We start from the raw sequence: 13484 nt of genomic DNA on the forward strand, positions 1-13484 counted from the left end.
TCGGCTCCAGGTCAACGCGGGTCAGCGGGGATAGGTGCCGAGCCGCTCGCCCAGCTCGGCGAAGAGCGCCTGGTTGAGACCGAAGACGGCGCGGACGTCGTCGACCACGGCCGCGACCGCTTGTGCGTCGAGGGCGAGCGCGTCGAGCCGGGCGCGGTAGGCGTCCTTGTAGGGCTTCGGCTTCGGCACGGCGTCGAAGGCGTAGAAGGCGACGCCGGCGCCGTGGGTGTCGTAGCCGCGCTCGAGGATGCGGCCGATGGCCTGCCCGCCGGAGAGGTCGCCGAGGTAGCGCGTGTAGTGGTGGGCCACGAGCCCGCCGCCCCACCCGCCGGCGGCCCGCCGGGCGGCGTCGTCGAGGTGGGCGCGGTAGGCCTCGGCGGCCGGGGAGTCGAGGTCGTCGTGCGCACGGCCCGGCGCCCAGTGCGCCAGGTCGGCGTCGAGGGCGGCGAGCCGTTCGAGCGCGGGGTCGTGGACGGCGGCCACGAGCGGGTCGCCCGCGTGCCGGCGGACGGCGTCCTCGAGCGTCGCGTAGACCACGCGCAGCCGCAGCAGGTACTCGGCGTAGCCGCTCGCGGGGAGCCGGGCCTCGAGCAGCTCGGTCATGAACGCCGAGCCCTCCGCCGCCTCGTGCTCGGCCCGCGAGCCGTCGCGCATGGCGGCCGACAGGCTCGCGGGGAGGACGGCGGGGGCGCCGTCGTGGGTGAGGGTCATGGGGCGGTCGCTCTCTGGTCGGGCGGGCTGGAGGGGGAGGTCTCGCCGCGACCGGCGCACGGTACCGCGCGCCGGCCGCGGCTCGGGGCTACTTGACGAAGTAGGTCGTCGACCGTCGCGAGCCGGCGACGTCGCGGGTGCCGGCGTAGGTCACGCGCACCGTGCAGCGGCCCCGGGGGCCGCGCGGCAGGACGGCGCGCACCGTGCCGCCGCGCAGGACCGGGGTCGTGGTGCGGACCGTCGTCGTGCCGCGGCTGACCGCCACCGTGACCCGACCGGCGGGTGCGGTGGTCGGTGAGGAGACGGTCACCGCGACCGCACCCGCCTTCGTCCTCGTGGGGCGACGCACGACCTGCAGTCGGGTCGTGGTGATCGCCCGCGCGACGGTCAGCGTGGCGGTGCGGCTGCCGCCCAGGCTGGTGGTGCTGCCGGAGTAGACGGCGTTCAGCGTGTGGTCGCCGGCCCGCAGCCCCTCGAGGCGGAAGGTGGCACGGCCGTCGACCAGGTCGGCGGTGCCGACCGCGGTGCCGGCACGGCGCAGCGTCACGCTGCCGTCGGAGCCGCCCTCCCCGGCGACGAGCACGGTGGCGGTGGCGGGCCGGCCGAAGCGCACCGCAGGAGCCGTGACGGTCAGCTGCGGCGTGGCCCTGGTGAAGGTGACGGGGGTGTAGGTCTCGTAGCCGGCGCTCACCGCTCCGGAGCCGGCGTAGGTGTAGATGCCGTACTGCGTCAGGGCGGGGTCGGTCGCCGCGGCGTCGATCGCGGCCCGGTCGACGGTGAGGACGGCGGTGAAGCTGCCGTCGGGACGCAGCTCGACCGCGCCGCCGTCGGGGCCGCCGATGCTTGCCATGTCCTCGGCGAGCACGGCCCACTTCTGGCTCGTGTTCTTGCGGGTCGCACCGGTCGCGCCCTCGGAGGGCCGCCAGGTGGGGGCGAACTTGCCGAAGACGACGTAGGCGCCGGCCGGTCGACCGGCGAGCGGCGGGCGGGCGCCGGTGGCCGCGGCGGGGTCGAAGCCCGAGCCCTCGACGGTCACCTCGAAGGTGCCGTCGGGCAGGAAGTCGGTGCGGCTCGCGCGCACGGTGGGGACGGTCGCGTAGGTCACCGTGAACGGGTTGGCGGGCTTGCGGACGTCGGCCGAGCTGCCGGTGGAGTACCAGTAGGGGCCCTGGCCGAGGTCCTGCTGGACGTCGACGAAGTCGGTCGGGAAGGCACCCCAGGTCGCCCCGGTGCGCACCTGGGCGGTCGACCCCGACGGGCCGTCGTAGGTCACGCCGGCGTAGTCGGGGGTGGCGGTGAAGCCGCCGGGGCCGACGGTCACGCCGGAGAACGTCGCGACCGTGACCTCGACCTCGGGCAGCGCCTCCCACGCGTCGGGGTCGGCCTGCGAGGTGGCGTAGCCGCCGACCGTGGCCGTGACGGTGCCCGCGCCGTCCGCGACGGTGAGCTCGGGGTCGGAGAGGTAGAAGAACGTCATGCCCGAGTAGGCGAGCAGGGTGGCGTCGCCGTCCCACGACAGCGTCGCGGTGCCGGCGTCCGCGTCGACCGTGCCGGTGCCGCCGCCGAAGCTCAGCCGGGTCTCACCGCGGACGCCGCCGACGTTGGCCGGCACGCCCGCGGCGTCGGTGCGGGTGCCGGCGAAGGTGGCCGTGGCCCACGAGCCGTCCGACCGCAGGTCCTCGACGGTGACGTCGCCGCTGGTCGCGCTCCACCCGGCGGCCTCGCCGTTGCTCCAGGTGGCGCCGTCGTCGGCGGAGCGGAGGGTCTGGCCGCCGGCGCCGGGGTCGCCGATGCGGCCGGCCGACATCAGGTTCCAGGTGCCGGGCGCGAACGCCCCGCTGGTGGCCTCGTCGTTGAGGTCCCAGGCGAACGTGGCGCCGGTGACGGCGACCGGGTCGGCGGCGCTCGCCTGGGGCGCGGCGGCCACGGCGAGGCCGACGGCGAGGCCGGCGGCGGCCGTGGTCAGGGCCGTGAGCGCGGCGGCTCCTCGGCGGGTGCGGTGGGTCATCGGTTTCCTCTCGGGGACGGGGTGGTGCGGGAACGGGTGCGCGCTGCGCGCGCGGTGTGGACGGCGTGGGCGGTGTGGACGGTGACGAGGGCTGCGGCGAGCAGCAGCGCACCGCCCAGCCACCAGGGCCAGGTCGGTGGCGAGGGCTGCGGCGCCCGGTCGGCGACGGGCTCGGCCGCACCGGCCGTGCCGACCGCGCCGGCGGCGTGGACGGCGGCCGCGGCGAGCGGCACCGGCGCCGCGACGGCCGTGTCCTGGACCCCGGGCGGTGTGGCCGGGGGACCGGACGCCGGCGGCTGCGAGGGCAGCGGCGGCCCCGCGGGCTGCGTCGGGTCGGGCGCCGCCGACGGGGGCGGGACGACGGGCGGCTCGGGCCGGGTCGGGGGCGTCGCGCTCGGCGTGGCCGCCGGGGACGTGGGCGGCGTGGCCGTCGTGGGCGGCGTGGGCGGTGTGGGCGGCGGCTCCGGGTTGACGCTCGTCGTCGGCTCGGGCGGGGTCGTGGGCCGGGTGGGCTCGGCCGTGGGACCGCTGGGACCTGGCGAACCGGGCGGTGGCTCGACCGGCCGGCCGGCGTCGTAGCTCACGGTGAGGGGGCGGGGCACCTTGTGGGGGTCGGCGGTGCCGCCGGAGGAGTACCAGAACGCCGCCGTCCCGACGCGGTCGAGGTAGGCGAGGAACGACGCCGGGAAGGCTCCCCACGACGAGCCCGTGCGCACCTGGCGGGGTGCGTCGGCGGGCGGGCTCCAGCGGACGCCGCGGTAGGCGGGCTCCGCGGTGAAGCCGCCCTCGGCCGGCAGCACGAGGTCGCCGGGCAGGTCGGCGAGGGTGACCTCGCGCGGCGGTACCGCCGTCCACTGCGAGGCGTCGTCGCGGTCGGCGGCGTAGCCCGACAGCGTGGCGCGCAGGCGGGCGCGCCCGTCGGCGACCTCGAGGCTGGGGTCGGTGACGACGAAGAAGGAGTAACCGGAGTAGTAGACGACCGAGAACGAGCCGCGCCACTGCAGCCGGGCGGTCCCGGCCGCGGGGTCGACGGTGCCGCGGCCGCCGCCCAGCACGACCCGGTGCTGGGAGAAGGGGCCTGCCGTCGAGGTGAGCGGCGCGCCGTCGACGCCGGTGGAGAGCCCGGCGAAGCCCGCGGTGGCGAAACCGCCGTCGGGCTGCTGCTTCTGGACCTCGACGCGACCCGACCGGGCCCGCCAGGCGCGGGTCCGGGTGCCCTGCCACACGCCGGGCGCCACGATGCTCTGCCCTCCGGCACCGGGGTCGGGCACGGCGCCGGCGGAGAGGAAGTTGTAGGTGCCCGGCGCGTGGGCCTTGTTGTTGCTCTCGTCGTTCAGCCCCCACGACAGCTCGGCGTCGACGACGGTGAACGCGCCCTCGGCCGGCCCGGAGGCGGCCGCCGTCGCGGGGCCGGGACCGAGCGGGGCCGTCAGCGTCGCGAGGGCGGTCACCGTGGTCACGGCGGCCAGGGCGGCACCCGCGGCGCGGCGGGGGCTCACGCCGTCCTCCGGGCGCGGCGTCGGGTGAGGACGGCGCCGGCGAGCGCGAGGAGGAGGGCGGCCCCGGCGCCCGCGACGAAGACCGCGGCGGCGGTCCCACCCGCGTCGGCGGGGACGGCGTCCACGGGCTCGGGGGTGGGCGCGTCGGCCGCGGCGACGGCGAAGCGCTCGAGGGTCTCCACGCCGGAGGCCGCGCCGGTGAGCCGCAGCTCGTGGGTGCCCACCTCGAGGTTCGCGGGCAGCTGCAGCACGCCGGCGACCTCGCCGGAGCCGCCCGCGACCAGCGGCCCGAGGGCGGCGATGCCGTCGTCGAGGACGCCGACCACCTGCTCGCCGGGGCGGAAGCCCCGGCCGGTGAACGTCATCGCGTGGCCGGCCACGGCGGTGACCCGGTCGACGGTGAGCCCGGGGGCGGCCGCAGCCTCCTCGCCGCGGGCGGGTTCGCCGGCCTGCGACGGCGCGTCCGTGGCGAGGACGGTGTCCGGGTCGGCCGACGCCGTGGGCGTCGGCGCCGTCGTGGGGTCGGCGACGTCGGCCGGCTCGCCCGGCTCGTTCGTTCCCGCCGCTTCGGGGGCCTCGGGTGCCTCGGGTGCGGTGTCGGGTGCGGTGTCGGGCGCGGCGTCGTCGTAGACGGTGCCGAACCGCACCGGGGTGAAGGTCTCGTTGGCGGCGTTCGCGACGCCGTGCGCGCCGATGGTGATGACGCCGCAGGTGACCTCGCGGCAGTCGACCTCGGCGACGGCGCCGTCGCGGTCGACGCTCTGGAAGACCGGGCCGGGCACGACGAGCTCGACGGAGAAGCCGCCGGTGCGCGACAGCACGGTGTCGGCCTCGCCGGCCGTCGACCCGCCCGGGAAGGCGACGTACCGCAGGTAGCCCTGGCTGGCCGAGGCGTCCTCGGCGTCGGGGATGTAGCGGTAGTCGCGGCCGGTGAGCCCGCCGCGCGAGGGTCGCCACGACCCGCGGCCGGCCCCGTCGACCCACCCGAACATGACGTAGACCCCGCCGAAGCCCTTCGGCACCACCTGGAAGCCGCGGCCGGTGACGGTCATCGTGGTGCGGTAGCGGACGTCGGCGTCGCCGGTGCCGCGGTCGTTCACGACGTCGACCCGGGCGTCGGCGTGGGCGGGGGCGAGGGGGGCGGCGCCGAGGGCGGCGGCGAGCAGTGGCGCGGCGGCCAGGGTCAGGCGTCTCATCGGGTCTCCTGCCTGGTGCTGCGTCGGTCGGCGACCACGAGCAGGTCGCCGGTCACCGGGTGCGGCAGCACCTCGATCGGGTGGGCGTAGACCTCGGTGAGCAGGCCCGAGGTGAGGACGTCGCGCGGCGGGCCCTCGGCAGCCACCCGTCCGCCGTGCAGCAGCACCACGCGGTCGGCCCAGGCCGCGGCCAGGCCGAGGTCGTGCAGCACGACGACGACGGCGTCGCCGGCGTCGGCGCGGCGACGGGCCTCGCCGAGCACGTGCTCCTGGTGACCGAGGTCGAGGGCGGCGGTGGGCTCGTCGAGCAGCAGGACGCCGGTGCGCTGGGCCAGCACCCGCGCGAACGACGTCCGCCCCTTCTCGCCGCCCGAGAGCACCGGGAACGGGCGGTCGGCCAGCGCGGTGACGTCGGTGGCGCGCATCGCCTCGGCGACGGCGGCGTCGTCGGCGTCCTCCTCCACGCGTCCGCGCCACGGCGCCCGGCCCATGCGGACGACGTCCGCGACGGGGAAGGGGAACGCGAGGTGGTTGCTCTGGGTCAGCACGGCCCGCTCGCGGGCGAGGTCGGCGAGGCGCCAGGCCTCGAGCGGGCGGCCCTGCACCTCGACCTTGCCGTCGGTGGGGACCACGTCACCGCTCAGCACGGTCAGCAGGGTCGACTTGCCGGCGCCGTTGGGGCCCACGAGCGCCAGGACCTCCCCCCGCCGCACGTCGAGGTCGACGCCGTCGAGCACGGTGGTCGCGCCGAAGCGGACGGTGACGCCTCGTGCGGTGAGGGCCGGCCCGCCGCTCATCCCCAGCCCCCCGCCGAGCGCCGGGTGCGACGCAGCAGCCAGAAGAAGAAGGGACCGCCGACCAGCGAGGTCAGCATGCCGAGCGGCAGGTCGGCGCCGGCCACGAAGCTGCGGGCGACGGTGTCGGCGACGACGAGCACGAGCGCCCCGGCGAGCATCGAGGCCCAGAGCAGCACCCGGTGGCCGGGGCCGGTGACCATGCGCACCAGGTGCGGCACGACCAGCCCGACGAACGCGACGATGCCGCAGAAGCTCACCGCGGCGGCGGTCAGCAGCGCCACCACCACGACCAGCGCCACGCGCAGCCGCTCGACGTCGACCCCGAGGTGGCGCGCGGGTCGCTCACCGAGGGCCAGCAGGTCGAGCCGCCCGGCGGCGAGGAGCGCGGCGACGACGCCGCCGACCGCGAGCGGCGCGACGACCCACACCTGCTCCCAGCGGCTGCCGTTGAGGCTGCCCAGCTGCCAGAACACGATCTGCTCACGGGCCTGCGTGTCGCCGGCGAACATCAGGAACGCCAGCGCCCCACCGGCGACGGCGTTGACCGCGATGCCGGTGAGCACCAGGGTGACGACCTCGGTGCGCCCGTCGGCCCGGGCGAGCGCGTAGACGGCGAGCGTGGTCAGCAGGCCGCCGGCGAAGGCGCACACCGCGATCGTCCAGTCGCCGGCGAAGCCGAGCGAGAAGACGATGGACGCCGCTGCGGCGACCGCTGCTCCGGCCGAGACGCCCACGACGCTCGGCTCGGCCAGCGGGTTGCCGAACACGCCCTGCATCAGAGCCCCCGCCACCGCGAGGGCGGCGCCGACGACCACGGCCATCGCCACGCGCGGGAAGCGCACCGCCCAGAGCGTGTCGTCACCGCGCGGGTGCGTGGGCAGCGGGCCGAGGTCGAGGCCGAGGCGGTGCAGCACCGACCCGAGGACCTCCTCGAACGGGACGGCGACCTGCCCCGACCCGGCGGCGGCCAGCGCGGCCACGAGGAGGCCGACGGCGAGCAGCGGCAGCAGCCACCGGCCCCGACGGGCCCCCGCCACGGGCCCTGGTCCCGTCGAGAGGGCGCCGGGCCCCCTCGACGGGCGCAGCGCCCGTGGCGGGGCGACCTCGTCGGTGCTCACGATCCCGACCGCCCGGCCAGTGCGTCGGGGGCGTACAGGGCGACCGCGAGGGCGTCGAGCACGTCGGAGGTGCGGGGGCCGAAGGAGAGCACCTGGTCGTCGTCCATGGCCACGACGCGCTCGTTCTCGCCGGCGGGTGTGCTCGCCAGCGCCGGGAACCGCTCGAGCAGCCCGTCGACGCCGCCGACGGAGTCCAGGCCCTTGCTCATCATCAGCAGCACGTCGGGGGCGGCCTCGACGAGCGCCTCGTCGGTGACCGGCTTCATGCCGCGCCAGCCGATCTCGGCCGCGACGTCGTACCCGCCGGCGGCCTCGATCAGGGTGTCGGCGCCCGAGCCCTCGCCGAACATGTAGTAGACGCCGGCCTGCCCGCGCACGTAGAGGAACACGGTGCGCAGCCGCCCCGTGACGTCCCGGGGCGCGACCTCGCCGATGGCGGCGGAGGTCTGCGCCGCCTCCTGCTCGAGACGGGCGCCGAGCTCGCGGCCGGCGTCGGGGACGCCGAGCGCGTCACCGACCTGCTCGGTCAGCGAGGCCAGGTTGTCGAGGCCGCGGTGGGAGTCCACGACGACGACGGGCACGCCGGCGTCCCGCAGCTGCAGGACGACGTCGTAGGGGCCGAGCGAGGTGTCGGTGAGCACGACGGTGGGGTCGAGGTCGAGGATCGCCTCGGCGCTCAGCGCGTGACCGTCGTGCGTGACCAGCGGGCGGTCGGCGATCTCGGGGAAGGACGACGAGACGTCGCGGCCGACGACGTGGTCGCCGAGGCCGAGCTCGAAGACCGTGGTGGCCAGCGTGCCGTAGACGTCGAGGGCCAGGATCCGGCTGACGTCGCGGACGACGACGTCGCGCCCCTGCACGTCGGTGACGCGGGCCGGCAGCACCGGCTCGGGGGACGGGCCGACCGGGTCGAGGTCGGGGTCGGGCAGGTCGACGTCCACCGCACCGCGCCACGACCTCGGGTCGTCGAGGGGGGTGACGTCGGCGAGCGAGGGGACCGCGGCCCCGGCCCGGGTGTCGTCGGCCCGGGGCGCGTCGTCGGCTCCCACCACCGGGCTGCAGGCGACGACGGCCGAGGCGACGAGGGCCGCGGCGAGGCACGCGGCGGGGGTGGGAAGGGGGCGCATGGGGTCCTGCCGTCTCGGCTGACGACGGACCGGGTCGGTCCGCCGCCGGGAGCCTAGGGCAAGAGATTAGGTTTGCCTAACCTTATGTAGCCAAGGCTTACCTAATGAGACGGGTCCAAGCTCAGGCGTGTGCGCGAACCGCGCGATCGCGCGGTTCGTGACGGCGGTCGGTCGCAGCAGGCGCGGCCCGACGGCGGGCGCGGACGCCGAGGCGTCAGCGGCGTCAGAGGCGTCAGAGGCGCGGCACGATGCGCGAGAGCAGGTCGCCCATGCGGCTGGCGGCCGCGCGGCCGGCCTCGAGCACCTCGGCGTGGTCGAGCGGCTCGCCCCCGATGCCGGCGGCGAGGTTGGTGACCAGGCTGATGCCCAGCACCTCCATGCCGGCCTCGCGGGCGGCGATGGCCTCGAGGGTGGTGCTCATGCCGACCAGGTCGCCCCCGATGGCGCGCACCATGCGGATCTCGGCCGGCGTCTCGTAGTGGGGCCCGGGGAACTGCACGTAGACCCCCTCGTCGAGGCTGCCGTCGACCTCGCGGCACATCGCGCGCAGCCGGCTCGAGTACAGGTCGGTGAGGTCGACGAACCTGGCGCCCTCGATGGGGGAGCGGCCGGTGAGGTTCACGTGGTCGCTGATGAGCACGGGGGTGCCCGGCGTCCACGCCTCGTTCAGGCCGCCGCAGCCGTTGGTGAGCACGATCGTGCGGCAGCCCGCGGCGGCCGCGGTGCGCACGCCGTGCACGACGGCGGGCACGCCCTTGCCCTCGTAGTAGTGGGTGCGGCTGAGGAAGACGAGCAGCTGGCGGTCGCCCGCACGCACGCTGCGGATCTTGCCGGAGTGCCCGGCCACCGCGGCGGCGGAGAAGCCGGGCAGGTCGGTGGTGGCGATCTCGGCCGTCGCCTCGCCCAGCGCGTCGACCGCGGGCAGCCAGCCGCTGCCCAGCACCAGCGCGACGTCGTGGCGCTCGACGCCGGTCAGCTCGGCGAGGCGGGCGGCGGCCTGCTCGGCGGCCGCGTAGGGGTCGAGGACGGCGTTCTGCTCGGTCATGGGCCGGAGCCTAGAGCGTCGGTACGGTGCCGGCGATGGCGGCGGTTTCCGCGTCGTCCGGACTGGCAACCCTGACTCCATGAGCCCGTGGCCGATCTACCGCGACCTCCTCGCCGGCGATCCCGGCCAGGTGCGCGCCCTCGCCGACGACGCCGACGACCGCTCCCGGGCGGTCGACGCCGACGCCCGCGCGATCGTCGACGCCGCCTCGCGGCCGCTGGCCGACTGGGAGGGCGGGGAGGCGCGGCGGCGCTTCGAGGCGCGGGGCCTGGAGGCCTACCTCAACGCCGCGATCGCCTCGTTCCGGCTCCACCGCGGCAGCGTCGTCCTGCGCTGGGTGGCGGGTGAGCTCGACGACGCGCGCGAGTGGGCGGGCGAGGTCGTGCGCGACTGGGAGCGGGCCGGCCGCCCGACGACGGGACCGAGGGCCGACCACGCGGTGCGCGAGGTGCAGCGGGCCAAGGACGCCTACGGCCGGGCGCTGCACGACGCCGTGCGGCAGCTGAGGCGCGTCGACGCGGAGGTCGAGCGCTGGATGGGCGAGGGCGCCGTCCTCGACTACGTCGGCTACCTGCGCAACGACGCCCTGCCGGGCCCGCGGGTCGCCGACTCGCGTCTCAACGGCGCTCGCGGCGGCTGGATCCAGCAGGGCCTCGGCTACGACCCCGCGAGCAACCAGTACCTGATCTCCTCCTACCAGCCCCGCGACGGCGCGACCGACGGTGCGCGGCTCACGGCGGTCGACGCCACGACCGGCGCGCCGGGCCCGAGCGTGCCGCTCGGCGGCGTCGGCAGGGGTGCCGACGGGCTGGTGCACTCGAACGAGCCCGGCGCCCACCGCCAGCCGAACCACGTCGGCGGCGTGGCGGTGCAGGGCGACCGGGTGCTGGTCACCTCCACCGAGGAGGCCGGCAGCTTCGTCTACGTCTACGACCGGTCGGCGCTGGCCGCCTACCAGGCCGGTGGCCCTCCGGTGGCCGCCCTCGACAAGATCGCCGCGCCCGCGTCGTCCTACGCCGGGGTCGGCGCCGACGGGTCGCTCTACCTCGGCCGCACCAGCCGCTTCGAGCCGGGTGAGGAGCCGGCCGGCGAGAAGCACGGCGTCCTCTACCAGGTGCGCTACGACGAGAGCACCGGCGCGCTCACGACGCAGCAGGCGTGGGACACCCCCGCCGGCGTCAACGGCGTCGCGGTCGAGGACGGCGGGGTCTTCACCTTCGCCGTGCAGGGCGGTCGCGGCGAGCGGGGCGACCTCGTCACCGTCGACTCCGGTGGCGACGGCAAGGTCCAGGCCGCCGACCTCGAGGCCGCCGAGCACACCCGCGTCGGCAACATGGTGCAGAACCTCGCGCTCGTGAACGGCAGCGTCGTCTCGGTCTCCGAGTCGGGTGCCGAGAAGTACCTGCGGCCGCTCGGGCCCGGCCAGGCCCCGTTCCTGTGGCGCCAGACCCACCTCACCGAGCTCGTCAACGGTGGCGAGGGCTACGCCGTCGTGCCCCGCACCCTCGACCAGGCCGCCGGCGAGCTGGCCCTCGCCGAGGCCGGCCTCGACGACGAGCACGCCCGCATCCGCAGCCTCGACCTCGCGCCCGGCACGCTCGGCGACGTCCCCGGCCGCACCCCTCTGGCCGAGGCGACCACGGCGTACTTCGACCGCGTCGCGCGCCGGCTGAACCGGTCGCTGGACGCCGTCCGCGTCAGCGTCGACGGGTTGCGCGCCGCGACCGTTCTCTACCGCGGCAGCGACGAGGACGCCGCCCGCTCGGCCCAGCGCCTCGTCGACCGGATGGTGTGAGCACCGTCGCCGCCGTGATGCCATCGACCCCCGACCACCAGCGACCCCACCAGGAGGGCTGACGTGGACCCCGAGACCATCTACGCGAAGATCGCCTCCGGCGATCCCATGCGTTTCACCACGCTCGCGGAGCAGACCGGCGACTGCTCCCGCTCGATCGACCGCGACGCACGGGCGATCGTCAAGGCGGCCTCGAGCCCGTCCGAGAACGGCTCGTGGACCGGCAAGGCTCGGATGAGCTTCGAGGAGAAGGGGCTCGAGGCCTACCTCGGTGCTGCCCTGTCGTCGCTGCGGCTGATCCGCGTGAGCAACGTCCTCGACTTCCTCGGCGACTTCTACCGCGGCACCCAGCAGCAGGCCGAGCTGATCATCACCCAGTGGCGTCAGCTGCCCGACGACCGGTCGTGGTTCGTCAAGCAGATCGACCGAGCCACGTTCGTCAACGCGCTCGACCAGCTGAAAGCCCAGTACGAGGAACAGCTCCGAAAGGCCGTCAGCGAGTACCTGAAGGTCGACGAGGACTTCCGCAACTGGGTCAAGCAGGGCGCCATCCTCGACTACGTCTTCTACCTCGAGTACGACGTGCTGCCGGCCGTGCGCATCCCCGACACCTACATCAACGGCAAGGGGGGATCGTGGACACCGCAGGGCCTGACCAGCGACAAGAACGGCAACTTCCTCACCACGTCCTACGGCGAGTCGAACGGGAAGCCTGACGGTCAGAGCCAGATGACCATCATCAACGGCAAGACGGGGGAGCCGAGCGAGCCGGTGCCGCTGAGGAGCGACGACGGTCGCAGCTCACCCGACCACGCCGGCGGCACCGTAGTCGACGGCGACAAGGTCTACGTCGTCGGGGGCAAGACGCTGCACGTCTACAACCTCTCCGACATCCGCGAGGCGTCGCGCACGGGCGAGCCGGCCGTGGCCATCAAGTCGTCGGAGATCCCGGGCTCGGCCTACGTGACGGTGTCCGACGACGGCCAGGTCTACGTGGGCGAGGACGACAAGAACGCGGTCTGGCCGATCGACGTCGCCGACGACGGCAGCGTGTCCTACGACGAGGACGACTACTTGTCGACTCCCGGGCACGTGAACGGCCTGGAGATCAACAACGGAGTCTTCACCTACTCGACACAGCAGGGGCGCGACAATCCTGCCGAGCTCGTCCGTGTCCTGCCGGGCGAGGACCCCTCGGACTACCACACCATCTCGACCGACGAGATCCCGAACATGTCGCAGAACCTGACGCGTGTCGGCGATCGGGTTTACGGCATGTCGGAGTCGGGCTCGGCCCTCTACGACCAGCCGAAGGAGGCCGGAGACAGCCCGCTCGACCTCTGGGGCACCACCCACATCTTCGAGGTGCCGAACTCCGGAGCCGGCTATCAGGTGCACACCGAGTCCTTGCGCGAGGGCATGCGCGAGCTGCGGGCCGCGAAGGCCGGCCTGGAGGGCGAGCGCAACAAGATCCAAGGGTTCGACCTGCCGGCCCCTGCGGTCGGCGACGTGGACGGCGGCCCCGCGTTCGCCTCCCAGCTGGCCAAGTACTTCAACGACACGCTGGAGTCGACGAAGGCCGCGACGTACGCAACCGACGTCAGCGCCGAAGGCCTCTCGACCGTCGCCGACACCTACGACGACACCGACGACTCCGCTCGCGAGCGGTTCCGCTCAGCGATGGACGGCATGCTCTGACCCCTCCGCGCGGGTGTCCGCCCGGGCTAGAGCCCCGTCGAGCGGCACGGACGACGCCGCAGCGACGCCACGTAGTCGGCGGGCGCGTCGGCGGCGTCCGCGGCGTCGGCGAGCACGCCGAGCGTGACCGCCGAGGGCAGACCGCCCTCGTAGGCGTCGAGCACGTAGGTCCAGACGACGAGCGAGCCGGTCATGGTCGCCACCCGCACCTTGGTCTTGCGGTACAGGCCGGTGTCGGCCTGCTCCCACTGGTCGAGGGTCGACTCGTCGTGCGGGCTGACGTCGTAGACGGCGACGAAGACCTGGTCGATCGGGTCCTGCACGAGGGTCGGCAGGGCGCCGTCCCAGCCGTGCTCCTCCCCGCCGAAGGTCAGCCGCCAGCCGGTGAGCCAGCCGGTGGTCTGCAAGGGGGAGTGGGGGCACCGCTCGCCCATCCGGGCCGGGTCGAGGTTGCTGCCGTAGGCGGCGTAGAGCGGCACGGGCAGCAGGG

Annotated in this window: 11 protein-coding genes; 2 read left to right on the plus strand and 9 right to left on the minus strand. The window is 75.4% G+C overall.

Going from position 1 to position 13484, the window contains the following annotated elements; genetic code table 11:
• Nucleotides 1-21: 21 nt before the first annotated feature.
• From ABEA04_RS10885 to ABEA04_RS10920, 8 genes are all read right to left on the minus strand, one after another.
• On the minus strand, nucleotides 22-711 hold the full coding sequence (locus ABEA04_RS10885) for a biliverdin-producing heme oxygenase (RefSeq protein ID WP_345458166.1): 690 nt from the start codon (nucleotides 709-711) through the stop codon (nucleotides 22-24).
• 88 nt (nucleotides 712-799) lie between these two features.
• Nucleotides 800-2719 carry an Ig-like domain-containing protein gene (locus tag ABEA04_RS10890; RefSeq protein WP_345458168.1) on the minus strand — a complete coding sequence of 640 codons (1920 nt, stop codon included), beginning with the start codon at nucleotides 2717-2719 and terminating at the stop codon, nucleotides 800-802.
• Nucleotides 2716-4218, minus strand: a complete 1503-nt coding sequence (locus ABEA04_RS10895) for a hypothetical protein (protein WP_345458170.1) — start codon at nucleotides 4216-4218, stop codon at nucleotides 2716-2718. Before ABEA04_RS10895 ends, ABEA04_RS10890 begins: the two co-directional genes overlap by 4 nt.
• Nucleotides 4215-5414 carry a hypothetical protein gene (locus ABEA04_RS10900; RefSeq protein WP_345458172.1) on the minus strand — a complete coding sequence of 400 codons (1200 nt, stop codon included), beginning with the start codon at nucleotides 5412-5414 and terminating at the stop codon, nucleotides 4215-4217. Before ABEA04_RS10900 ends, ABEA04_RS10895 begins: the two co-directional genes overlap by 4 nt.
• A complete protein-coding gene (locus tag ABEA04_RS10905) occupies nucleotides 5411-6211 on the minus strand; it encodes a heme ABC transporter ATP-binding protein (protein WP_345458174.1) in 801 nt (266 codons plus the stop codon). The genes ABEA04_RS10900 and ABEA04_RS10905 overlap by 4 nt, the downstream gene beginning before the upstream one ends.
• Complete coding sequence (locus ABEA04_RS10910; protein WP_345458176.1) at nucleotides 6208-7248, minus strand: FecCD family ABC transporter permease; 1041 nt, start codon at nucleotides 7246-7248, stop codon at nucleotides 6208-6210. Before ABEA04_RS10910 ends, ABEA04_RS10905 begins: the two co-directional genes overlap by 4 nt.
• Before the next feature lie 77 nt (nucleotides 7249-7325).
• Complete coding sequence (locus ABEA04_RS10915) at nucleotides 7326-8456, minus strand: heme/hemin ABC transporter substrate-binding protein (protein WP_345458178.1); 1131 nt, start codon at nucleotides 8454-8456, stop codon at nucleotides 7326-7328.
• A 232-nt stretch (nucleotides 8457-8688) separates the two neighbouring features.
• Nucleotides 8689-9501 carry a purine-nucleoside phosphorylase gene (locus tag ABEA04_RS10920; protein WP_345458180.1) on the minus strand — a complete coding sequence of 271 codons (813 nt, stop codon included), beginning with the start codon at nucleotides 9499-9501 and terminating at the stop codon, nucleotides 8689-8691.
• A gap of 79 nt (nucleotides 9502-9580) precedes the next feature.
• Between ABEA04_RS10920 and ABEA04_RS10925 the strand changes: the two genes are divergently transcribed.
• On the plus strand, nucleotides 9581-11296 hold the full coding sequence (locus tag ABEA04_RS10925; RefSeq protein WP_345458182.1) for a hypothetical protein: 1716 nt from the start codon (nucleotides 9581-9583) through the stop codon (nucleotides 11294-11296).
• A gap of 63 nt (nucleotides 11297-11359) precedes the next feature.
• On the plus strand, nucleotides 11360-12994 hold the full coding sequence (locus ABEA04_RS10930; protein ID WP_345458184.1) for a hypothetical protein: 1635 nt from the start codon (nucleotides 11360-11362) through the stop codon (nucleotides 12992-12994).
• A gap of 26 nt (nucleotides 12995-13020) precedes the next feature.
• Here ABEA04_RS10930 and ABEA04_RS10935 read toward each other — a convergent pair whose 3' ends face one another.
• Nucleotides 13021-13473, minus strand: coding sequence for a gamma-glutamylcyclotransferase family protein (locus tag ABEA04_RS10935; protein ID WP_345458186.1), 453 nt, complete (start codon nucleotides 13471-13473; stop codon nucleotides 13021-13023).
• Nucleotides 13474-13484: the final 11 nt, after the last annotated feature.

This window comes from Nocardioides marinquilinus, from assembly GCF_039543705.1.
GTDB classification, from domain to species: domain Bacteria; phylum Actinomycetota; class Actinomycetes; order Propionibacteriales; family Nocardioidaceae; genus Nocardioides; species Nocardioides marinquilinus.

Bases quoted from the DNA above. Each gene is read 5' to 3' on its own strand.
- ABEA04_RS10925 (WP_345458182.1), top strand. From the start codon at position 9,581: ATGAGCCCGTGGCCGATCTACCGCGACCTCCTCGCCGGCGATCCCGGC.
- ABEA04_RS10915 (WP_345458178.1), bottom strand. From the start codon at position 8,456: ATGCGCCCCCTTCCCACCCCCGCCGCGTGCCTCGCCGCGGCCCTCGTC.
- ABEA04_RS10905 (WP_345458174.1), bottom strand. From the start codon at position 6,211: ATGAGCGGCGGGCCGGCCCTCACCGCACGAGGCGTCACCGTCCGCTTC.
- ABEA04_RS10920 (WP_345458180.1), bottom strand. From the start codon at position 9,501: ATGACCGAGCAGAACGCCGTCCTCGACCCCTACGCGGCCGCCGAGCAG.
- ABEA04_RS10885 (WP_345458166.1), bottom strand. From the start codon at position 711: ATGACCCTCACCCACGACGGCGCCCCCGCCGTCCTCCCCGCGAGCCTG.
- ABEA04_RS10890 (WP_345458168.1), bottom strand. From the start codon at position 2,719: ATGACCCACCGCACCCGCCGAGGAGCCGCCGCGCTCACGGCCCTGACC.
- ABEA04_RS10900 (WP_345458172.1), bottom strand. From the start codon at position 5,414: ATGAGACGCCTGACCCTGGCCGCCGCGCCACTGCTCGCCGCCGCCCTC.